Origin of the sequence: Methylobacterium sp. Leaf117 (assembly GCF_001422985.1) — a bacterium.
In the GTDB taxonomy this organism is placed as follows: Bacteria; Pseudomonadota; Alphaproteobacteria; order Rhizobiales; family Beijerinckiaceae; genus Methylobacterium.
This window is the reverse complement of the sequence record NZ_LMNL01000034.1, coordinates 464388-483803: the sequence shown is the minus strand read 5'-3', so window position 1 is coordinate 483803 and position 19416 is coordinate 464388. Positions and strand designations below refer to the sequence as shown.

The window sequence follows — 19416 nt, the reverse complement described above, 5'->3', positions numbered from 1 at the left end:
ATCAGGCCTTTTTCCAGGTCGGGAATCCGCGCGCGCGCAGAAGGGCGGAAAGGAAGGTTGCGAGGAGGAGGAGCAGTGCCATCGCGCCCAGCACCGGGCGCGGATCGAAGCGCCCCGGGACGGGACGCGGCGTGGCTTCGGCGGCGAGAGCGGAGGCGAGACCGGCCGGTCCGGCGAGAGGCGCGTAGGCGAGACCCGTCTCGCGGCCGAGCGCGCGCAGATAGGGCTCGCGCACCGAGGACAGGTGCTCGGTGCCGGTCGCGGCCGCGGCGCCGAAGGGGGCGTTGCGCGGGTTGTAGCCGTCGCGGCTCTCCGCGTCGGCGGGTGGCGGCCCGAAGCGGTTCTGCTGCTGCACGTCGCCGGGGCCGTAGAATCCGGTCTCCCGGCCCCGGTCGTTGTAGCGCGGGATTGGCGACAGGCCGGAAGCCCCCGCTCCGACGATCAGGCCCCGAACGGCGCCGGGCCTGCCGTCGAAGCGAGGACCGCCGCTGCTGGGCAGGGGAGGCGCCTCCTGGCCGTCGGTGATGAAGACGAGGTCGGTGCCGAGTTCGGCCGCCAGGTCGATGCTGCGGAACAGGCCGGCGGAGATACGACTGTCGCCCTCCCAGGCCATGCGCCAATCGAGAGCCGCCAGCGCTCCGTCGATCGGCGCGAATCCGCTGCAGGTCTCGATCGGTGCGAACAGCAGGAAGGGGCGCCGCTCGGTGAAGAGGCCGAGCGCCAGTCGCGACCCGCACGGCAAGCGCGCCAGGAGGTCGCGCAGGACCGTTTTCGCGGTCTCGATGCGGCTCGCCGGCTGTCCATCGGGATTGACGTAGTCGCGGACGTTCATGCTGCCGGTGATGTCGACGACCGCCAGGATGGATACGCCGTCGCGGGTCAGGTTCAGGGGCGGGACCACGAAGGTCAGCGCCACCAGGCCGAGGGCTCCGGCAAGGCCGCGTAGACGCCAGTCCCGCAAGTTGCGGGCGATCGGGCTGCTGGCCGTCACGGCTCGCCCCTGGGCTGGCCCGGGATGTCGGTCCAGATCTTCTTCGGCTCGGCCGCCAGGGCATCGCCGGACTTCCGATCGAATTCGGGAAAGTCACGGAGCAGGCGCGAGGCCACGTCGAGGTTGAACTTGGCGTCCCAGAACGTTGGCCGGCCCTGGAGCGCCCGCCGGTACGCCTGACGCGCCAGGGTGATGCGGGGGCCGGCCGGATCGAGGTCGCCGCGCTCGAGATGATCGAAGGCCTGGCGCAGATGGGCGTTGGCTAAGGCGTAGCGGGCACGCGAGGCTGCATCCACCGCGCCGCGCGTGTCGAGGGCCTCGACCAGCGGCTCGATCGCCTCGGTGGCGCCACGCCGGGCGAGGTGTAGGACGCGCGCGAGCACGAGCGAGGGCGCCGCCTCCGCCGAAACCGCGATGTCCCGCCCCTCGGACAGGGCGCGGATGGTTGCGGTGTCCCGGCTGATCCGCCAAGCAACGGCCGCGAAGCCCAGGGCGCAGGCGAGCAGCAGCATCGGTAGCAGGGCGAGGAGGATCGGACGGGCGCGCGCCCACCCGGTCCGAAGCGGCACCCGAACGAGCCGGGCGAATCCCAAGGCAGGGCGTGCAGGGATCGCGGGCGGTCGCGCCGGCAGGGTGACGCGCGTCGTCATGCGGCCAGTCTCACGGGGAGGCTCCGGTTCGGCGCGGCATCGGATGAGCCGGTCCGGCGCAGGTCGGCCTCACCGAGCTTGGCCAGGACGAGGATCAGCAATCCGATCAGGGCCATGCCGTAGGCAAAGCCGGCCAGGTCCCGACGCGGGCGCTGCTCGGTGTAGGGGATCGGGTCGCGCTCGAGCCGCTCGATCTGCGTGATCGCATCGGCGACCGCCTCGGCGCCCTCGGCCTCGAAGGCGCGGTAGGGGGTGCGCAGGCTCTTGAAGAACAGGTCGAGGTGGCGCTCGGGCGCCGCTTGCGGGGTATCCTCGCCTTGCGGTCTGTCCGAGATCGAGGGGGAGCCCTTGGTGCGCAGGAAGAGCCAGTAGAGGTTCGGCCGGAGGCGGGTGAAGGCGGCCCGCAGCGTCTCCTGCACCCGCGGGTCGATCACGGCCGCACCATCCGAGACCAGCAGCAGGGCGCGCGAGGTCGAAGGGCTGGCCGCAGCGAACTGCGACAGCCCCATGGCGAGGCCGCGCGCGATGTTGGTGTAGTCGAGCCCCGGGCGGTCGATGGCCGCGATGGCGGCGCGGACCGCGTCGTGCCGGTCGGTCATCGGCACCACCAGCATGGGCGCCGTCGAGAAGGCCGTAACGGCGAACTGGTCGTGCGTGCGGCTGCCCACGAAGGCGGCGAGGAGGCGCCGGGAGGCGGCGGCCTTCGATTCCTCGGCGCCCGAGGGCTGCCGGCCCGCGAAGGTCTCGTTCATGCTGCCCGAGCGGTCGATCAGGATCGAGACCTGGGCTCCGATCCCGGTCCGGGTCAGGGTCTCGCCCCGGCGATAGGGGCCGGACAGAGCGAGGATCAGGCCCGCGAGGGCGAGGATGCCGCCGAGCCGCACGACCACGCCGACCGCCCGCGACAGGCCGTCCGGCGGGCCCGCCGCGATGGAGGCCACCGGCGTCGCGCGCTGGGCCGAGGCCAGCAGCGGCAGCAGGGCGAGCGGCAGCAGCCAGAGCAGGAGCGGGTGATCGGCGGAAAGGCGGACCAGGGCGTCGGTCATGCGGATCGCTCGACGCGGGCGAGGCGGCGCGCGAGGCTCGCCAGATCGGCGCCCGAGAGGGCACCGGACTTCGCCTCCGCCTCAGGCCCGAAGAAGGTCCGGCGGGAGGCCTCGAAGAAGCGGGCGAGATCGGGACCAGAGGGCTTAAAAGCTTGGTAGCCTTCGAGAAACGCCCCGAGGTCGTCGGCCAGGAGCCGGCGCCCGGCGCTTGTGTCGAGGGCTTGATGCAGGGCCAGCAGCGCCTCCCGCGGCGCCGCATCGCCCTCGGTCCGGCGGGTGAGAGCGCGGATGCGGCGGGCCGCGACGGCGAAGGGGCGGCTGCGCCGGGCCTGGAACGGCCACCAGGTCCGGTCGTGGGCGAGGCCCGCGAAGGCCAGCAGCGCGAGGGCGGTGGAGGCGGCTGCGCCCAGCAGCAGGGGGCGCGGATCGCCGGGGCCGACCTGGCCGTCGGGACGCAGGTAATCGCGCGGGTCGCTCCGGGCGGGGGGCTGGACTTCCCGCAAGGGGGAGACGTTGAAGGACCAGGCCGGCACCTCGGCCTTGACGGTGGTGGCGCCGTGGTCGCTCTCGCTGACGAAGGTCACGGTGAAGCCCGGGATCTCCAGGGCGCGGGCGTCGAGGGCGGCGTAGAAGGTCTGGTAGGTCAGCGCGATTCGGACGCGTTGGGCGTCGCCGTATACCGACGCGGTCGCGTCGAGGTCACGCAGGTCGAGCCAGTAGGTGAGCGCGCCGGGCTGCGGCAGCGACGCGCTCTGGAGTCGGAAGCCCGGTTCGACCACGAGGTCGACCTGGGCCTGGACGAGATCGCCGAGGAAGTAGCCGAAGGGACGCGGTGTGCGGACCTCCACCGACCGGACCTGCGCCTCGGCGGCGGCGGACAGGGTCAGGGCCGAGAGAATCAGCGCGAGGCGGATCGCGGGGGGGATGGGCATGGCCGCCTCAGGTGCCGAGGAGGTGGCGGCTGACCGCGTCGGGGTCGAAGCGGCCGGCGAGGCGGAAGGGCGGACGACCATGGGCGGTCGCGATGCGTCGCAGGGACTCGGCGCGCGCCGCCTCCCGGGCGATCCAGCGCCGGCGCAGCGCGGGGCGCATGAACACCACCCGGCGCCCGGCGCCCTCGAGATCGTCGAGTTCGAGCAGGCCCCACTCCGGCAGGCCCTCGGCCTCGGCGGTATCGCCGAGCACCACCGGGACGAGGTCGTGCAGGCTGAGGGCGGCGAAGACCTCGGCGATCAGCGGCTCCGGCCAGCGGAAGTCGGAGACCAGGAACACCATCTTGGGGCGGCCGGTCAGGCGGCGGGCCGCGGCCAGGAAGCCGTCGGCGCGGTCGCCGGTGCAGGCGGCGTCCGCGAGGCGGCGGCTCACCGCCGCGACCTGGCTGCGGGCGCGGCTGGCGGGCAGGAACACGTCCTCCCGCATGGCGCCGTCGCAGCCGATCAGCCCGAAGGGATCGCCGATCCGGGTGGCCGAGGCCGCGAGGCCGCGGCAGAAATCGGAGGCCAGCACCCCACGGTCGGCCTCGCCGGAGAAGCGCATCGAGGCGGAGAGGTCGACGAGCGCCCAGACCTCGATGGGGGTGCGGGCCTCGAAGCGGCGCACCACCGTACCCTCGAAGGGGTCGCGCAGGGTGGCCCGCACGTCGATGCGGCGGGCGTCGGGCAGGCGCAGGAACGGCACCTGATCGCGGAAGGTGCCGAGGCCGCCGGATTCGCGGCCGCGATGGGCGCCGGGGCGGGTGCCGGGCGGACGCCCGCGCGGGCGGTAGACGATGTCGGGCTGGCGCGATTCCCTCATGGCGCCGGCACGGTCTCGAACACGGCCCGGCACAGCTCGGGCACGATCGCGGCGCGGCGCATCTCGTAGATCGGTTCCAGGAAGACCCGGTGGGCCATGACCTCCGGGAAGATCGCCCGGATGTCCTCCGGCACCATCCAGTCGCGCCCCTCCAGCCAGGCGCGGACGCGGGCGGCGCGGACCAGGAAGGCGACGCCGCGCGGCGAGGCCCCGCCCTGGACCAGGGCCTCCATGTCGAGGCCGGGCAGGCGGATGCCGGCCTGCGCCGGCCGCACCAGCGCGTCCCAGAGCCCGATCACGTAGGCCTCGATCGCCGGGCTCGCCTGGACCCCGTGCTGGATCGCGGCGGCGATGCCCGGCAGGGCGGCGTGATCGAGGACGCCGGCGTCGAGGCCGGCGATGAGGGCGTCGGTGTCGTGGAAGCGGGGATCGAAGACCAGGGCGCGCCGGCTCTCGGCGTCCTGCGGCGCCTCCAGGCCGATCTCCATCAGGAAGCGGTCGCGGGCGGCCGCCGGCAGCTCGAAGGTCTCCTCGCGCTCGACGCGGTTGCGGTCGGCGAAGACCTGCAGGTTGGGGAACCGGTACTCGCGGTTGAAGGCGGTCAGGGTGCGCTCGGCCATCAGGCGCAGGAGCAGGGCATGGACCTGCGGCCGGGCCCGGTTGATCTCGTTGAAGAAGAAGATCGACAGGTCCTCGGATTGCCGCAGCACCGGGCCGGGTTCGACGCGGGGGCGCCCGTCCTCGGCGAGGTAGGTGTGGTAGACGAGGTCGGTGGGCATCATGTCGACGGTGCCCTCGACGCGCTCGTAGGCACCGCCCAGCGCCCGCGCCACGGCCCGCAGCAGGGTCGTCTTGCCGACGCCGACATCGCCCTCCAGCAGGACGTGGCCGCGGGCGAACAGCGCGATGGTGAGGAGCCGGATCGCCCGCGTCTGCCCGAGCACGGCGCCGCCCAATGCGGCCTCGAAGCGGCCGGCCGCCCCGCGCCAGTCGGTGAGCATCGCATCGCCGGAGCGGACCTGATTCATCATGCTCAGCCTTGGGGGAAACGAAGACCCCGGGGGGAAACGAAGACCCCGGGGGGAAACGAAGACCCCGGGGGGAAACGAAGACCCCGGGGGGAAACGAAGACCCGGGGGGAAACGAAGACCCGGGGGGAAGCAGGACCCGAGGGAACAAAGACCCGAGGGAACAAAGACCCGAGGGAACAAAGACCCGAGGGAAGGAAGACCCGGGGCAACAGCGTCCCGGGGGAACGACGACCCGGCGACGGCAACCGGTGCGACCCGGGACGGGGCGTCCGGACGGCCGCCCCGCCGGGTCGCGAAGGATCGGGACGGCGTGGTCAGTTCGACGACAGCTTGGTGACGTCGTACTCGAATTTGCCGGTCTTCTTGGCGGCCTCGATGCGCTTCTTGTTGCGCTCTTCCATCGCCTTGATCGACTCGGACTGCTTGTTGAGTTCCTTCGGGTCGTGCTTCGGGTCGTACTTGGTGCCGGCGATCTTCTCGGGGAATCCGGGCTTCGGCTCCCAGCAATTGCCGGCCGCCTTGCACTTGGTGCCGTCATAGGCCATCGCCGGAACCGCGAGCAGCGCGCCCGCGCCGATCGCCAGGGCTGTGATGAAAGTCCGCATGGTCGTCTCCTCTGTTGATCGGTGTTGTTTCGATCAGTGTTGCGGCTGTGCGCGGTGGTGCCTCACGGATGGCGCCGTGACTTCCTCGGACGTTACTCTTCCAGCGGCGGGCACTGGCCCTTCACGTCCTTGGGGAAGGTCTCGCCCTGCTTGTAGGGCGTGTAGTTCTTCTTCTGCGCGTCGTTGAGCCAGACGGCATCCTGGACCGGGCCGGTATAGAGATGCCGGATCCAGGCGATGACCTGGAGCATCTCGTCGGGGGTCAGGTTCTCGTTGTGCGGCCCCATCATGCCGTTGGCGCCGCCGAAGATCGTGGCGAACAGGCCGGTATCCTCGGTGTTCGACGGATAGGTCCAGTAATTGTCGTTGAGGCCGGGTCCGAGCTTGCCCTCGGCCAGATGGCCGTGGCAGCCGGAGCACGAGGTCGCGAACAGGGACTCGCCGTTGCGCAGGCAGGACTTGTCGTCGATGTAGGCGTTCTTGCCGGACTGGAAGAACTGCTTCACCGCCGGGGTGTCGCGGCCGCCCTCCTTGCCTTCGGCGACGTTGAGCTGCTCGCCCGTGACGGTGTTGCGGAAGACGAAGCCGGTCTGGGGACCGGCGGCCGGCTGGGCCAGGGCCGCGACGCCGCCCAGGACGGCGGCGACGCTGAGGCAGATGGCCAGGAAGCCTTTGGAATCACGCATGACGATGACCTGATGACGCCGAGGGGCGAAACGGCCGGGCTCGGAGGCGAGCGCCGGACAAGGGAGTGGCGGAGGAAAGGGCGAAGGCGAGGGCGAAGGCGAGGGGAGGGCGAAGGAAAGGGGAGGGCGGAGGCGAGAGGAGGGTGAAGGGGGGGCGGCGGTCCGCGCCGGGCCGGCCTCAGTTGGTGGCGGGCACGAGGGGCACGCCGTCCTGCTTCAGGATCGCCTCGATCTGCGGCTTGGCCTTGACGATCGCCGCATCGAGGGCCGCCTTCAGGGCGGTGTCGTCCCGGCGCACGCCCATGGACTGATCGAAGCTTTGCGGCATCTTGCGGCCGTCGCTGCGGGTGGTGTCGTCGGGCACCAGGCTCATGCGCAGGGGCTGGGGGGAGTCCTTCACGTAGCGGGCGACGTCCGGGCCGAAGGCGACCGCCACGTCGGCCTTGCCGGTGGCGACCTCGCTGATCATCCGGGCCGGATCGATCTGCGTGTAGGTGTTGCGGGCGGCGCGGAAGTTCACCAGCGAGTAGAGGTACGCCATGTCCTCCTCGTAGCGGCCGATATCCTTCAGCATGACCTCGCCGGGCGTGCCGAAGCCGACCACCATGTGGTCGACGGTCTTGAGCCGCGGGTCGGCCCAGGACTTCACGTCGAGGTCGCGGTCGGCGCGGGTCACGAAGACGTAGCCGCTGCGGTAATAGGGCTTCGTCGTCAGCACGCGTTGGTCGTCGCTGTCGAGGCCCACGACCACGTCGCAGAGCTTCTTGTCGAGGCTGTCGCGCACCAGATAGATCGCGGCCTTGTCCGACCAGACGAACTCCGCCTTCCGGCCCATGGCCTCGGCGACGGCGGAGGCGATGCGGTTCTCCAGCCCGCTGCCGTCCTTCAGCGAGAGCGGCGGCTGGTTCGCGGCGCAGACCCGCAGGATCCTGTCGTCCGGCTCGGCTTTGGTGTCGCCTTGCGCGACCGCGGCCCCGCCGAGGGCGAGAAGAACCGCAGCGGACAGGCATCCTGTGGCGAAGGAGCATCCTGTGGCGAAGGACATGGGAGCGTTTCCGTTGTTCTTGTTGGTCGGAGTCTTCTGGGACCGGGGCGCGGCTCCGCGGCCCGTTGCGGCAGAGCAATCACAGATGAGGCACACCGTCATTCCGGGTCGCCGTCGGCGAGCCCGGAATCCAGAGCCGCCGACAGCGTAAGAAATGGCACCCCCTGCGTTTCTGGATCCCGGGCTCCGCTGCGCGGCCCCGGGATGACGGGGTGCTGAAATCAGTCGTTCGGCAAGCAGATCGCAGGCAAGCAGATCGCAGGCAAGCAGATCACAGACAAGCAGATCGCAGATGCGATCACCCGACCCTCGGGGGAGGCGTGAGTGGTGGGGGTGGTCGGGTGATCCTCGACGGACGAAGGCCAGCGGAGCCACCCCCACCCCTGACCCCTCCCCACAAGGGGGGAGGGGGACACGCTCACGATGCGGGCGCTGCCGTGTCGTGCTGCCTACTTGGCCGCCGCCGTCTGGTACTCGCCGACGTTCGGATCGTCGTAGGGGCCCTTGCCGTTGAGCGAGAACACCATCACGCCGCCGCCCATCTGGGTGTAGTTGGCGAGCTTCTTGAACGCGCCCACCGCGCCGAGGCCGGCGGTCGGGTCCTGAAGGTCGAACACGAGGCCGACACCCGGCCAGCCGCCGACGCCGTAGTAGATGGCGACGTACTGGTCACCCTTGTGGGTGTAGGTGATCGGGTAGCCGATGGCGCCGGACGGCATCTTGAACTTCCAGAGAAGGTCTCCGTTGTCCGAGTTGCGCGCCTTGATGTAGCCGTCGAGGGTTCCGTAGAACACCAGCCCGCCGGCGGTCGCCGTCGTGCCGCCCCAGACCGCGAAGCGCTCCATCTTCTCCCATTTGAACTCGCCCGTGATGGCGTTGTAGCCCTTGATCTGGCCCAGACCTTCGTAGTTCTGGCGATCGCCCTTCGGGCCGGGATACATGTTCAGGGTCGCGCCGACGAAGAACTGACCGGCACGATAGGGCAGCATGAAGGGCTCCCAATCCATGCAGATGTGGTTGATGCCCATGAAGAAGAGCTTCCGCTCGGGATCATAGGAATCGTGGCCCTGGTTGTGGTAGCCCATCGCCGAAGGACAGATGTCCTTGCCGAGATGGTCCATCCGGGTGCCGTATTCGGGATCGCGCACCGGCTGGCCGGTCTTCAGATCCACCGACTTGAACACGTTGACGGTGTCGTCGATCTTGTTGGCCGAGACCAGCGAGCCGTCCGTCCGGTCGAGGGTGTAGACGATGCCGTTGCGGTCCGGATGGGTCAGGAGCTTGCGATCCTTGCCGTCCTTGTCCTTCTGGTTCGACAGCATCATCACGTTGACGCCGGCATAGTCCCACTCGTCGTGCGGGGTCTTCTGGTAGCCGAACTTGGCTTCGCCGGTATCGGCGTCGCGACCGAAGATCGTCATGGTCCACTTGTTGTCGCCGGGACGCATGGTCTCGTTCCACGGCGCCGGGTTGCCGGTGCCGAAGTAGATCAGGTTGGTGCCCGGGTCATAGGCGTACCAGCCCCAGTTGGTGCCGCCGCCGATCTTCCAGGCATCGCCCTCCCAGGTCGCGGTGCCGAGGCCCTTCTGACCGTAATGGGCGTTCTTGATGTTGAAGTCGTCGGCCAGCAGCAGGTCCTTGTCCGGGCCGGTGGCGTAGGCGCGCCAGACCTGGGCACCGGTCTTCACGTCGTAGGCGGTGAGATAGCCGCGCACGCCGAGCTCGGCGCCGGACGAGCCGATGATGACCTTGTCCTTGACCACGTAGGGCGCGATTGTCAGCGTCGAGCCGACCTTGATGTCGGAGTTCTCGACCTTCCACACCGTCTCGCCGGTCTCGGCGTTGAGCGCCATGACGTTGCCGTCGAGCAGTGTCTTGAGGATCAGGGCCGGGGTCTTGCCGTCGCCGGGCCAGTAGGCGAGGCCGCGATTCACCAGATCGCAGCAGGCGACCGCGCGGGCGGCCGGGTTCTGCTTGGGCTTGTCCTGCCACAGGATCTTGCCCGGATCGTCGAGGCCGAGCGCGAAGGTGTTGTTGGGGAAGGAGGTGTGGACGTACATCTTGCCGCCCACGACCACCGGGGCGCCCTCGTGCCCGTTGAGCAGGCCGGTCGAGAAGCTCCAGGAGACCTTCAGATCCTTCACGTTGCTGGTGTTGATCTGCTTGAGCGGGCTGTAATTGTCCGAATCGTAGTTCTTGCCGGGCATCACCCAGTTGGCGTCGTCCTTCGCCATGTCGACGAGCTTGTCGTTCGCCGAGGCCATGCTCGGCAGGCCGATCGGCGCGAGGGCGCCGATCGCCAGCACCGAGACCGAAGCCAGAAACCTGTTCATTCGACCGTCTCCTACCCTGAATGCCGCTCCCGTTGACCGTTCGGTTCGGGGCAGCGTTTGATTTCGCCGGATCAGAGAAGGCCCCTGTATTGAATTCAGGGTGTCCTCATATTCATAAGACTATCCTGAGGCAGGATCGTTCTTATAAAGTTTTTATTACTGATCGGCTGGCTATTCATAAAAGCATTTGTCTTGGTCCCTGTCTGCGGGATGTTGGCACTTTTTTATCGGGATCAATCGGCAATCCCGGGGGGGCTTGGATTCGGAAGAGCGCAAGTGCAGATCCGCCCCTGTCGTTGAGCGGAAAAGTCTGAATTGACACGGCGACCTGAGACGATCGAAGGTGTACATCGCTCGACGACAGATCATCGCACGGTTCGGCATCCTCCATGGTTCGACATCTTAGATTTATCTTATTGCTGTCTTGCGGGTTGTGCGCGACGGCGGAGGCGGCGTCCTTGACCCTGGACGATCCGGTCGCCCGCTGGCCGCGCACGCCGACCCCGGACAAGATCGCCTTCGCCACCCGGATGGCGAAGGCGTTCGCGACCGTCTCGCCCGAACTCGACCGGAACTACTTCGTCCGCTGCCTCGAGGAGACGGCCAACATCGGCAATCCCCGCGACATCAAGCTGGAGCAGGCGGTGAAGATCTGCGTCGCGGTGCACCAGAAGGCCACCGAATAGGCCGAGCCCCAGGCGGACAGGCGGACAGGCGCGGCGCGGATGCGGGGCTCGCGGCACATGCACGACATCCGGCGCGGCCAGGGCTTGCGGCTCCGATGGATCATCGGGCGCGGCCTGCGGGCGTGCAGCCGGCTGGCGATCGGGTCAGGGCTGATCGCGTGGGGCGCTCCCGGCCTGCTCGCCGCCGCCGGGCCGGACCCGGCGGACCGGGTCGCGGCTCTCTATCCGGAGGACGGGCGGCGCGAACTGGCGGGCGCCGATTACGCGCGTTATCCCGGCGCTGGCGTGCTCTACTGCCGGGCCGAGGGCATTCCCCGCAAGGCCGCGGCGGCCTGGCTGATCGGGAGTCTGCGCCTGGTGGTGATGAACGCCCACAACTTCCGCAGCCGGCACCTGGAGCCGACGCGGGACATCGCCGACTGCTTCTTCCAGATCGGCGGACGCAACTACGCCTTCCGTCCCGCCACGCTGCATTTCGGCACGGTGCCGGGCGCCCTCTCGCTCCACATCACCGACGACTGGGCCCTGGTCGAGCTGGCGGAGGCGGCCGAGGGCGTCCGTCCGCAGCCGATCCCGGCCGCGCCCGACCTGCCGACCGGGACCGGGACGGTGCCGGTGGTGATGGTGTCGCCCGGGGGGCACGCCAATTATCCCGGCCAGACCAGCCTCGAACCCTGCGCCATCCGGCAGATCGATCCGCCGAGCGAGGACGCCATCCGCCGCGTCCGGCACGATTGCAACAACGGCTATGGCGGCTCGGGCTCGGGCCTGTTCGACACCCACGGCCGGCTGGTGGCGCTCCACAGCGCCTCGCTGTCGATGAACTCGCGCCGGGTCTTCGACATCGAGTACCATTACGGCTCCGCCCTGATGTTCGAGGGCGCCCTGCTCGATGCGATCCGCGCCCGGGTCGCGCCGGAGGACATCGGGCCGCCGGCGCCATGACACCCGGCGGCCAGCGCCATAACATCGGGCCGCCGGCGCCGTGACATCGATTCAGCGCAGGCCGCGCGCCGCCATCTCCTCGGGGGCGAGCGGAGCGGCCTCCTGGCGCGCCAGCAGCGTCGCCAGGTCGAGCGGGCGGTAGTCGCAGGCATCGGCGCCGACATCGCAGGACCGGCTGGTATCCGGCAGGCAGGCATGGGTGTGGCCGTAGAGATGGCGGGTCTCGCGCCAGAAGCCGGGCCAGGACCGGTGCGGATAATGCGACAGGAAGAGCCGCCAGGGCCGCCCGAGGGCGTCCGCGACGGTGAGGCGGGCGCTCTCCACCGGCGGCTCGGCCCAGGGCAGTTCGAGGACCCGGTTGGTGTCGTGGTTGCCCCGCACCAGGCGCTTGATGCCGTTGAGGCGGGCGAACACCGCGGCGCAATGCGGGCGGCTGGCCCCGGCGGCGAAGTCGCCGAGGTGCCAGACCGTATCGCGCGGCGCCACCACCGCGTTCCAGCGGGCGATCAGGGCCTCGTCGTGGCCCTCGACCGAGCCGAAGGCGGAGCGGCGCCGCGCGACCAGGGGGGCATCGCCGAAATGGGTGTCGGCCGTGAAGAAGGTTGTCATCCTGCCGATCATCGCGTGTCCGGACGGGGCCAGATGGCGTTCCCCGGCCGGGCGGCAACCCGGTGCGCTGTCGCGCCCCGGATAATGGGTGGCCGCTCAGGCCTCCGCCGCCGGGGCGATCAGGGGCGGGGTCTGCTGATGCTGGACCACCCGCCACACCTCGGGCGAGAGCCGGCGATAGGTCGAGGTGCAGTTGGCCTCGTAGGTCTCGTCGTCGCGGGAGGCCTTGGCGTGGTAGGCGATGACGATGAGGCCCTCCTGGGGTCGGGAGATCCGCCCCTCGGACAGTTCGACGCGGGACCAGCGCGGGGTGTCGGCCACCGCCTCGATCGCCTGGGCGCCGCCGAGCACGAAGGGGGGCTGCGGCAGCACCATCAGGCATTCCTCGTCGACGAGTTCGCGGTAGTGGTCGGCGTCGCCGACCCACAGGCTCTCCTCGAACGACCAGACGCGGGCATCATCCATCGGTGTCTCCTCGATCTGTCACGAATCGACAGGATGACGCCGCCTGGGAGCGGTTCGTTCCGTGGCGGTCCGCAGGTCGCGGTGCCCGCCCTACGCGTCGGCCGCGATGGTGAAGGCCATGCCGCGTCCGGGTCCGAGATCGGCATAGTCGACGAGGACGTAGCCGCGCTCGGCCAGGGCCGCGTCGAGGCTGTCGCGGTGCTTGCGGAAGGTCTGGCCGATCGCGAGTGGCGTCAGGCGCGGATTGGCCTGGCGCAGGGGATCGACCCCGATGGTGAGGGGCGCGCCCTCCCGGTCCGCGATCCGGATCAGCGCGGCGGCCAGGTCCGCCGCCTTCGTCTCCGCCGCCGATTTCGCCTTGAAGGCCATCCCGTCATCCTCGTCCCGCCCGCACCCATCCTAGACGTTTTTCGCCGACGGATCGCCACGCGGCCGGGGGTGCGGCGAACCGGCGCCGGCCTGCGCTTCGATCGGACGTGAATCACAAAATAGTGAGCGACAGCCGCGCCGCAGCAAAGGATATTGATCTGTGTTGCGGAAGTATTCCGATACAGAAAATCGTAAGTCCTCGTTTACGCAAGCGCTTGAGGAAGAGAAAAGATCTGGCGCGCTAAGAGGGGCGCATGATGCTTACCTTCGTCACGCTGATCGAGGCCCAGGCGTTCAGCTTCGTCCTGGCTGCCGCGACCATCTGTGCCCTCAGCGCCTGGCTGATGGTCCACCTGCTGCGCAGGGTCGAGGCGGCTCCGGCGGGACGCCCCGTCTGGCTCGCCGGCACGGCCGTGGCGGCCGGCCTCGGCGTCTGGACCACGCATTTCATGGCGATGCTCGGATACCGGACCGACATCATTCTCGGCTACGATTCGGCCACCACGCTGGTCTCCGTCCTGATCGCCGTGCTGGCGGTCGGGCTGCCCTTCGGGCTCTCCGCCCTGCCGGCGGGCCGGGTCGGCCGGGGTGTCCTCGGCGCCGCTTCGGGTCTGGGCATCGGTGCGATGCACGTCACCGGCATGGCGGCCCTGGAGGGCTGCACCCAGAGCCAGTCGGTCTGGGCCAACGCCCTGGCCGGCCTCGTGGGGGCGACGCTGATGGCGGTCGCGCGCCTTCTGCCGGACCGGCGTTCGCCGGACGCGCCAGTGCCTGCTTCGCAGGTGCCTGCTTCGCAAGTGCCTGCTTCGCAAGTGCCGGCTTCGCAAGTGCCGGCCTCGGATGGGTCCGGCTGGCGCAATTCCGGCCTTCTGGCCTGCGGCCTGATCGTGCTGGCGGTGTGCGGCACGCATTTCATCTCGCTGGCCGGCACCGTCGTGACCGGGCAGCGCCCCGACGGACATCTCTCGGACATCCAGGTCGCCCTCAGCCTGCTGACCGCGGCGGGTGCGGCGATCCTCATCCTGGGCGCCGTCGTGGTGCTGGCCGCGACCCGGCGATTCGAGGCCCAGGAGACGGCCCACCTGACCGTGCTGGCGACCGCGCTCCAGAACATGTCGAACGGCATCCTCAAGATCTCGTCCGGCGGCATCGTCGAGCTCTACAACCAGCGCCTCTGCACCATGCTCAACCTCGCACCGGACACCATGCGGGTGGGCATGCGGGTCGATGACTTTCTGGCCGCCACCGGCCGGGCCAACGGCTGGGATGCCGCGCGCGTCGCCCGGGTTCTGGAGAACCACCGGCTCTGGATGGAGCGGGCGGAGGAGACCCTGATCGAGCATCGCTTCGACGACGGCCGCATCCTGTCGATCGCCTGCCAGCCCGTCGCCGGCGGCGCCGTCCTGACCTACGACGACGTGACCCGGGACCGGCGCGCCCAGGAGGAGATCTCGCATCTGGCCTACCGCGATCCCCTGACCGGGCTGGGCAACCGGCGGGCGCTCAACGAGCGGATGCGCGCCGCCCATCGCGACGGCGAACGCGTCGCCCTGCTGCTGATCGACCTCGATCGCTTCAAGGCGGTCAACGACACCTTCGGCCATACGGTCGGCGACCAGCTCCTGGTGGCGGTCGCGGCCCGGCTGCGCGACTGCGCCGGCGACGGTTTCATCGCCCGCCATGGCGGCGACGAACTCGCGATCCTGATTCCGGGGCGGGATGCGGATGCGAGCCAGGATCTGACAACGAGCCAGAACCTGACAATGACCAAGGACCCGACAACGAGCCGGGACCTGACGACCACCCAGGCCGTGACGACCGCCAACACACTGGCAACGGCCAACACCTTGGCAACCGCCAAGACGTTGGCGGACCGGATCGTGCGGGCGATCGAACGGCCCTACAGCCTCGACGGAGCCACGGTTGTGATCGGGTGCAGCATCGGGCTGTGCGTGCGTGCGGGCGACCCGAAAGGCCTCGCCGGCCCGGACGCCCCGGCCGGCCCGGACGACCTCCTGCAGCGGGCCGATATCGCCCTCTACGAAGCCAAGCGCCGCGGCCGCGGCCAGGCGGTCTGCTACGCACCCGGCATGATCGAGGCCCTGGCCGAGCGCGGACGCCTCGAGGCCGACCTGCGCGGCGCCCTCGTCCGCCAGCAGTTCCATCTGGTCTACCAACCGATCCTGTCCCTCGCGAGCGACCGGATCGTCTCGTTCGAGGCGCTGATCCGCTGGAACCATCCCCATCGCGGGCTGGTCTCGCCGGCCGATTTCATCCCCCTCACGGAGGAGAACGGCCTGATCGTGCCGATCGGCCGGTGGGTGCTGGAGCAGGCCTGCCGCGACGCCGTCGGCTGGCCTCCGCAGCAGCACCTCGCCGTCAACGTCTCGGCGGTCCAGCTGCGCTCGCCCCAGTTGCTGTCGCACGTCACCGAGGCCCTGGCCCGGAGCGGCCTGCCGGCGGACCGCCTGGAGCTGGAACTGACGGAAACCGCCCTCGTGGAGGATGGACCGCAGATCGCCCACACCCTGACGGCCCTGCGCCGCCTCGGCATCAAGATCGCGATGGACGATTTCGGAACCGGCTACTCGTCCCTCGTCCATCTGCGGGACCTGCCCCTCGACCGGATCAAGATCGACCGGAGCTTCGTCGCCGCGGCCCTGACCGACCGGCAATCCCTGGCGGTCATCCGGGCGGTGACCCAGATGGGCCGGGACATGGGCATCCCGACCCTGGCGGAGGGCGTCGAGACCGCCGAGCAGCTCGCGCTCCTGCGGACGCTCGGCTGCGACGCGGTCCAGGGCTACCTGATCGGCCGCCCGGCCCGCACGTCATCGAATTCTGCGTCGAACACTTCGTCGAACCCCGCGCCGGACCCGCTCGGCCGCGCGGCGTAGCGCCGGGTCCAGGCCGCCGTCATTCGGTCGCCGTGACCCCTTGTGCGAGCAGAAGGGCGGCCTGTGCGAGGACGGTCTCGCGGAAGCGCCATGCGCTGGCACGCGCGCGCTGGGAACGCCCCGGGCGAGGCCGGCCCGTCTGTGTGACGGACCGGCCCCGGACGGTGGAATCCCGGCGGGGTGCCGCGGCTTACGGCAGGTCGGCCAGGGAGGCCGGCCCGTTGCCCGGGGTGATCAGGGTCGGCCATTGGTGTGAGCCGAAGGGGACGCGCGGCGGCAGGTTCGTCGGCAGGCCGCGCGCCTTGGTCTCGGCCACGATGGTGTCGCGGGCGTCGCCTCCCATCAGCTCGTAATCCATCAGGAAGGCGTTGCCGAAGAAGGTCTCGCCGACGGTCCGGTTGGAGATGATCCGCGTCAGGGATTCCAGCATCTCGCCCGGCGTCGTGGTGAAGCCCATCGTCTCGATCAGCATCAGCCGCGCATTGATGTCCTCGGGCTTGAAGAACTGCGCCAAGGTGCTGAAGAGCACGTTGTTCTGGCGCGCGACGTAGATGGTGTTGCTGGCCGCATAGACCTTGCCCCAGTCGGGGCCGAGCTGCTGCTTCCAGTCGGAGAGCACGCCCATCCAGTGCTTGACCTGCATGTCGGCGGCCCATTGGATGGGACCCGGTCGAGCGTGAGCAGACATCGCTCCGCCCGTGGTTGAGCGTTCGGTCATCGGCATCCGGCGACGGTCGCAGGAGGGGCTGAATGCCTCGGCGGGTGATCCTTGGTTCTTCCTGGGTCGTCTTCTCGGCGCGTCCTCCGGGACCGGAACCTCGACGGGATCCCGGGCGTCCCCGACCCCGGAGACGCGCCAAGGGCCCGCTGGGCCGGCGCCCGGAGCGGAGCGAGCCCAGGGCGCGAATCGGCGGCAGGCCCGCCCTTCAGAATCGTGGTCCCTGGCTGTTGCCGTGCGCCCCGAGGCCGATCCCCGTATTGGCGCTGCGCCCCGAGCCGCCGCCCATGTTGCCCATGCCGCCATACAGGCTGCTGACGCCCTGCCGCTGAATGATGCCCAGGGGGTCGCGCCGGCGGTCGGCCTCGCTGCGGACGGCGTGTGGCGGCTCCGTGATGGCGGGCCGGAACGGGCGGCTCTTGCGCCGTGCGGGCTCTCCCGCAAAGGCGGGCAGGGCCATGAGGATTGAGAGGGCGACGGAGATCGATGCAGCTTTGTTGATCACTATGATGAACCTCGATGCAGTTTGACGTCACATCAAGGGAGACGGGCGGCCGGAATTGCCTATTCCGAGTTCTTAATGCATTCAGGATAGGCAGGTGCCTGAAGGCACGGACCGAAGCCGTCATCGGTCGAAAGGGTGTCGACTAGCGGATGAAGGCCGTGCGACGGCTCGGGAAGAGCCCGTTCGTCCCGATCCGGCCGGCACCGGAGGCGCGCACGTCATCGAGGGCCGGCCGCAATGCCGGGACAGCAACGCAGGCCTCACAGGTTCATCTCTTCGAGGCCGTATGCCCGGACCGGTGTCGTGATGGTCGGACGTGATGGTCGGACGTGATGGTCGGACGTGATGGTCGGACGTGATGGTCGGAATGGAGACACGCGCCCCCCGGCAATGTGACAACTGTACCCCTTTCCTGATCAGAAACAGTCCTTAGAACCGGTCTCATCAGGAGACCGATCGGCGCATGAGCGATCACGACGACAGCGCGCGCATCGACGCCGAAATGACCAGCACGGTGCCGGGCTCCGATCCGTTCGCGGCCGCCGTCCGGGCCACCCGGATGCCGATGGTGATCACCGATCCGCAGCAGGCGGACAATCCGATCATCTACGTGAACGACGCCTTCGTGACGCTGACCGGCTACGCCCGCGACGAGATCGTCGGCCGCAACTGCCGCTTCCTGCAGGGGCCGGAGACGAACCTCGCCGACGTGGCCCGGGTGCGGGAGGCGATCGAGCGGCGCGTGACCATCGAGATCGACCTCAAGAACCACCGCAAGGACGGCACCGCGTTCTGGAACCGCCTCCTGGTCTCGCCGGTGTTCGACCCGGACGGCACGCTGACCTACTTCTTCGCCTCGCAATACGACGTGACCCTGGAGAAGGAGCGCCTCGTCCTGCTCCAGAGGGATCGCGATGCCCTGGAGGCGGAATCCGAGCGCCGCTCCCTCGAACTGATCCACAGCGAGGAGCGCCTGCGCTTCACCCACAAGGCCGGGCGCCTCGGCGCGTGGTCGCTCGATCTCGGCGTCATGCGGCTGCTGGCCTCTGACGGCTTCAAGGAGAATTTCGGCCGTCGGCCGGACGAATCCCTGACCTACGACGAGATGCTGGCCACGATCCATGCGGATGACCGGGACCGGAAGCTGGCCGCCACCGCCGCCGCCATCGACGGGCATTCCGACTACGACATCGAGCTTCGGGTGGTGACGCCCGGGGGCGAGATCCGCTGGCTCCAGATCCGCGGCCAGGCCTCCTACCGGGCCGACAACACGCCCCTGAGCATCGCCGGGATCAGCCTCGACATCACCGACCGCAAGCGCGCGGAGGAGCACCGCGACCTCCTGGCCAAGGAGCTGAATCACCGCATCCAGAACACCCTGGCGACGGTGCAGTCCATCGCGCGCCAGACCCTCCGGGGCGCCGCCTCCCTGGAGGAGGCCCAGGTCGCCATGGAATCCCGGCTCCGGTCCCTGTCGGCCGCGACCGAGATGCTGACCCGGGGCAGCGGCGACTGGGCGACGCTGACCGAGGTGGTGATCGCGGCGCTGCATCCCTTCGGGGTCGAGCAGGACCACCGCTTCAAGGTCGGCGGGCCGATCCTGCGCTTGGCGCCGCGGGTCGGCCTCGCCTTCGCGCTGGCGATCCACGAACTCGCGACGAATTCGGTGAAGTACGGTTCGCTCTCGCGGGATGCGGGTCGGGTCATCGTGAGTTGGGACGTGGTGGACGGATCGAGCCCGGCGCGGCTCTGGTTCCAGTGGCAGGAGGTGGGCGGCCCGCGGGTGTCGCGGCCGACCCGGACGGGCTTCGGCTCGCGCATGATCGAGCGGGCTCTGGCTCAGGAGATCGGCGGCACCGCCGAGATCGACTACCGGCCGCGCGGCGTCGTCTTCACGGCCGAAGCCCCCTTGCCCGAAATCACGCGCGATTGAGACCTTGAGCGATCAGGGTCGCGGACGATCGCGTTTCAGAGCAGTCAAGATTTCAGGCGCATGACATCTTAAGCGATCAAGATTTCGTGCAGTCAAGATTTTTGGGGC

Annotated in this window: 19 protein-coding genes; 4 read left to right on the top strand and 15 right to left on the bottom strand. The window is 69.5% G+C overall.

Annotated features, from left to right (window positions below; translation table 11 throughout):
* Position 1 precedes the first annotated feature (1 nt).
* From ASF57_RS16870 to ASF57_RS16825, 10 genes are all read right to left on the bottom strand, one after another.
* Positions 2 to 991: a vWA domain-containing protein gene (locus tag ASF57_RS16870; protein WP_056485282.1), complete on the bottom strand. Its 990-nt coding sequence runs from the start codon at positions 989 to 991 to the stop codon at positions 2 to 4.
* Positions 988 to 1503 (bottom strand): MxaK protein, encoded by a 516-nt coding sequence (locus tag ASF57_RS16865; RefSeq protein WP_082504146.1) that lies wholly within the window; start codon positions 1501 to 1503, stop codon positions 988 to 990. Before ASF57_RS16865 ends, ASF57_RS16870 begins: the two co-directional genes overlap by 4 nt.
* Before the next feature lie 134 nt (positions 1504 to 1637).
* Positions 1638 to 2687, bottom strand: a complete 1050-nt coding sequence (locus ASF57_RS16860) for a vWA domain-containing protein (protein ID WP_056485278.1) — start codon at positions 2685 to 2687, stop codon at positions 1638 to 1640.
* Positions 2684 to 3619 carry a hypothetical protein gene (locus ASF57_RS16855; RefSeq protein ID WP_056486065.1) on the bottom strand — a complete coding sequence of 312 codons (936 nt, stop codon included), beginning with the start codon at positions 3617 to 3619 and terminating at the stop codon, positions 2684 to 2686. The genes ASF57_RS16860 and ASF57_RS16855 overlap by 4 nt, the downstream gene beginning before the upstream one ends.
* A 7-nt stretch (positions 3620 to 3626) precedes the next feature.
* Positions 3627 to 4481, bottom strand: a complete 855-nt coding sequence (locus ASF57_RS16850; RefSeq protein WP_056485276.1) for a hypothetical protein — start codon at positions 4479 to 4481, stop codon at positions 3627 to 3629.
* On the bottom strand, positions 4478 to 5509 hold the full coding sequence (locus ASF57_RS16845; RefSeq protein WP_056486062.1) for a MoxR family ATPase: 1032 nt from the start codon (positions 5507 to 5509) through the stop codon (positions 4478 to 4480). Before ASF57_RS16845 ends, ASF57_RS16850 begins: the two co-directional genes overlap by 4 nt.
* Positions 5510 to 5826: 317 nt before the next feature.
* On the bottom strand, positions 5827 to 6117 hold the full coding sequence (locus ASF57_RS16840) for a methanol dehydrogenase [cytochrome c] subunit (protein ID WP_056185667.1): 291 nt from the start codon (positions 6115 to 6117) through the stop codon (positions 5827 to 5829).
* Between the two features lie 92 nt (positions 6118 to 6209).
* Positions 6210 to 6803: a cytochrome c(L), periplasmic gene (moxG, locus tag ASF57_RS16835; RefSeq protein WP_056185670.1), complete on the bottom strand. Its 594-nt coding sequence runs from the start codon at positions 6801 to 6803 to the stop codon at positions 6210 to 6212.
* A 178-nt stretch (positions 6804 to 6981) separates the two neighbouring features.
* Positions 6982 to 7848, bottom strand: coding sequence for a methanol oxidation system protein MoxJ (gene moxJ / locus ASF57_RS16830; RefSeq protein ID WP_056485274.1), 867 nt, complete (start codon positions 7846 to 7848; stop codon positions 6982 to 6984).
* A gap of 449 nt (positions 7849 to 8297) precedes the next feature.
* A complete protein-coding gene (locus ASF57_RS16825) occupies positions 8298 to 10181 on the bottom strand; it encodes a methanol/ethanol family PQQ-dependent dehydrogenase (RefSeq protein WP_056185676.1) in 1884 nt (627 codons plus the stop codon).
* Between the two features lie 458 nt (positions 10182 to 10639).
* Here ASF57_RS16825 and ASF57_RS16820 point away from each other — a divergent pair, with 458 nt between their 5' ends.
* On the top strand, positions 10640 to 10867 hold the full coding sequence (locus ASF57_RS16820; protein WP_156376203.1) for a hypothetical protein: 228 nt from the start codon (positions 10640 to 10642) through the stop codon (positions 10865 to 10867).
* 39 nt (positions 10868 to 10906) lie between these two features.
* Positions 10907 to 11812 carry a trypsin-like peptidase domain-containing protein gene (locus ASF57_RS16815; protein ID WP_244476980.1) on the top strand — a complete coding sequence of 302 codons (906 nt, stop codon included), beginning with the start codon at positions 10907 to 10909 and terminating at the stop codon, positions 11810 to 11812.
* 51 nt (positions 11813 to 11863) lie between these two features.
* Here ASF57_RS16815 and ASF57_RS16810 read toward each other — a convergent pair whose 3' ends face one another.
* From ASF57_RS16810 to ASF57_RS16800, 3 genes are all read right to left on the bottom strand, one after another.
* The gene (locus ASF57_RS16810) at positions 11864 to 12421 is read right to left on the bottom strand and encodes a metallophosphoesterase (protein ID WP_056486054.1); all 558 of its coding nucleotides are present in this window, start codon (positions 12419 to 12421) and stop codon (positions 11864 to 11866) included.
* Positions 12422 to 12517: 96 nt separating this feature from the next.
* The gene (locus ASF57_RS16805) at positions 12518 to 12886 is read right to left on the bottom strand and encodes a DUF4440 domain-containing protein (protein ID WP_056485270.1); all 369 of its coding nucleotides are present in this window, start codon (positions 12884 to 12886) and stop codon (positions 12518 to 12520) included.
* Between the two features lie 90 nt (positions 12887 to 12976).
* Entirely contained in the window at positions 12977 to 13255 is a 279-nt protein-coding gene (locus ASF57_RS16800) for a hypothetical protein (protein WP_056485268.1), read from the bottom strand.
* Between the two features lie 254 nt (positions 13256 to 13509).
* On the opposite strand from ASF57_RS16800, the gene ASF57_RS16795 reads away from it, so the two are divergent.
* On the top strand, positions 13510 to 16152 hold the full coding sequence (locus ASF57_RS16795) for an EAL domain-containing protein (RefSeq protein ID WP_056485266.1): 2643 nt from the start codon (positions 13510 to 13512) through the stop codon (positions 16150 to 16152).
* 190 nt (positions 16153 to 16342) lie between these two features.
* On the opposite strand, the gene ASF57_RS16790 is transcribed toward ASF57_RS16795, so the two are convergent.
* Both ASF57_RS16790 and ASF57_RS16785 read right to left on the bottom strand, forming a co-directional pair.
* Entirely contained in the window at positions 16343 to 16870 is a 528-nt protein-coding gene (locus ASF57_RS16790; protein WP_244476979.1) for a hypothetical protein, read from the bottom strand.
* Positions 16871 to 17078: 208 nt separating this feature from the next.
* Positions 17079 to 17375, bottom strand: coding sequence for a hypothetical protein (locus ASF57_RS16785; protein ID WP_056485264.1), 297 nt, complete (start codon positions 17373 to 17375; stop codon positions 17079 to 17081).
* Between the two features lie 463 nt (positions 17376 to 17838).
* Between ASF57_RS16785 and ASF57_RS16780 the strand changes: the two genes are divergently transcribed.
* Positions 17839 to 19308, top strand: a complete 1470-nt coding sequence (locus tag ASF57_RS16780) for a PAS domain S-box protein (RefSeq protein ID WP_056485262.1) — start codon at positions 17839 to 17841, stop codon at positions 19306 to 19308.
* Positions 19309 to 19416 lie beyond the last annotated feature (108 nt).

What these genes read in the sequence shown, in the direction of transcription:
- moxG (WP_056185670.1), bottom strand. Translation starts at nt 6,803, where the DNA reads ATGCGTGATTCCAAAGGCTTCCTGGCCATCTGCCTCAGCGTCGCCGCC.
- ASF57_RS16815 (WP_244476980.1), top strand. Translation starts at nt 10,907, where the DNA reads ATGCGGGGCTCGCGGCACATGCACGACATCCGGCGCGGCCAGGGCTTG.
- ASF57_RS16855 (WP_056486065.1), bottom strand. Translation starts at nt 3,619, where the DNA reads ATGCCCATCCCCCCCGCGATCCGCCTCGCGCTGATTCTCTCGGCCCTG.
- ASF57_RS16805 (WP_056485270.1), bottom strand. Translation starts at nt 12,886, where the DNA reads ATGGATGATGCCCGCGTCTGGTCGTTCGAGGAGAGCCTGTGGGTCGGC.
- ASF57_RS16825 (WP_056185676.1), bottom strand. Translation starts at nt 10,181, where the DNA reads ATGAACAGGTTTCTGGCTTCGGTCTCGGTGCTGGCGATCGGCGCCCTC.
- ASF57_RS16790 (WP_244476979.1), bottom strand. Translation starts at nt 16,870, where the DNA reads ATGACCGAACGCTCAACCACGGGCGGAGCGATGTCTGCTCACGCTCGA.
- ASF57_RS16810 (WP_056486054.1), bottom strand. Translation starts at nt 12,421, where the DNA reads ATGACAACCTTCTTCACGGCCGACACCCATTTCGGCGATGCCCCCCTG.
- moxJ (WP_056485274.1), bottom strand. Translation starts at nt 7,848, where the DNA reads ATGTCCTTCGCCACAGGATGCTCCTTCGCCACAGGATGCCTGTCCGCT.
- ASF57_RS16780 (WP_056485262.1), top strand. Translation starts at nt 17,839, where the DNA reads ATGAGCGATCACGACGACAGCGCGCGCATCGACGCCGAAATGACCAGC.
- ASF57_RS16795 (WP_056485266.1), top strand. Translation starts at nt 13,510, where the DNA reads ATGATGCTTACCTTCGTCACGCTGATCGAGGCCCAGGCGTTCAGCTTC.
- ASF57_RS16865 (WP_082504146.1), bottom strand. Translation starts at nt 1,503, where the DNA reads ATGCTGCTGCTCGCCTGCGCCCTGGGCTTCGCGGCCGTTGCTTGGCGG.
- ASF57_RS16845 (WP_056486062.1), bottom strand. Translation starts at nt 5,509, where the DNA reads ATGAATCAGGTCCGCTCCGGCGATGCGATGCTCACCGACTGGCGCGGG.
- ASF57_RS16800 (WP_056485268.1), bottom strand. Translation starts at nt 13,255, where the DNA reads ATGGCCTTCAAGGCGAAATCGGCGGCGGAGACGAAGGCGGCGGACCTG.
- ASF57_RS16850 (WP_056485276.1), bottom strand. Translation starts at nt 4,481, where the DNA reads ATGAGGGAATCGCGCCAGCCCGACATCGTCTACCGCCCGCGCGGGCGT.
- ASF57_RS16860 (WP_056485278.1), bottom strand. Translation starts at nt 2,687, where the DNA reads ATGACCGACGCCCTGGTCCGCCTTTCCGCCGATCACCCGCTCCTGCTC.
- ASF57_RS16840 (WP_056185667.1), bottom strand. Translation starts at nt 6,117, where the DNA reads ATGCGGACTTTCATCACAGCCCTGGCGATCGGCGCGGGCGCGCTGCTC.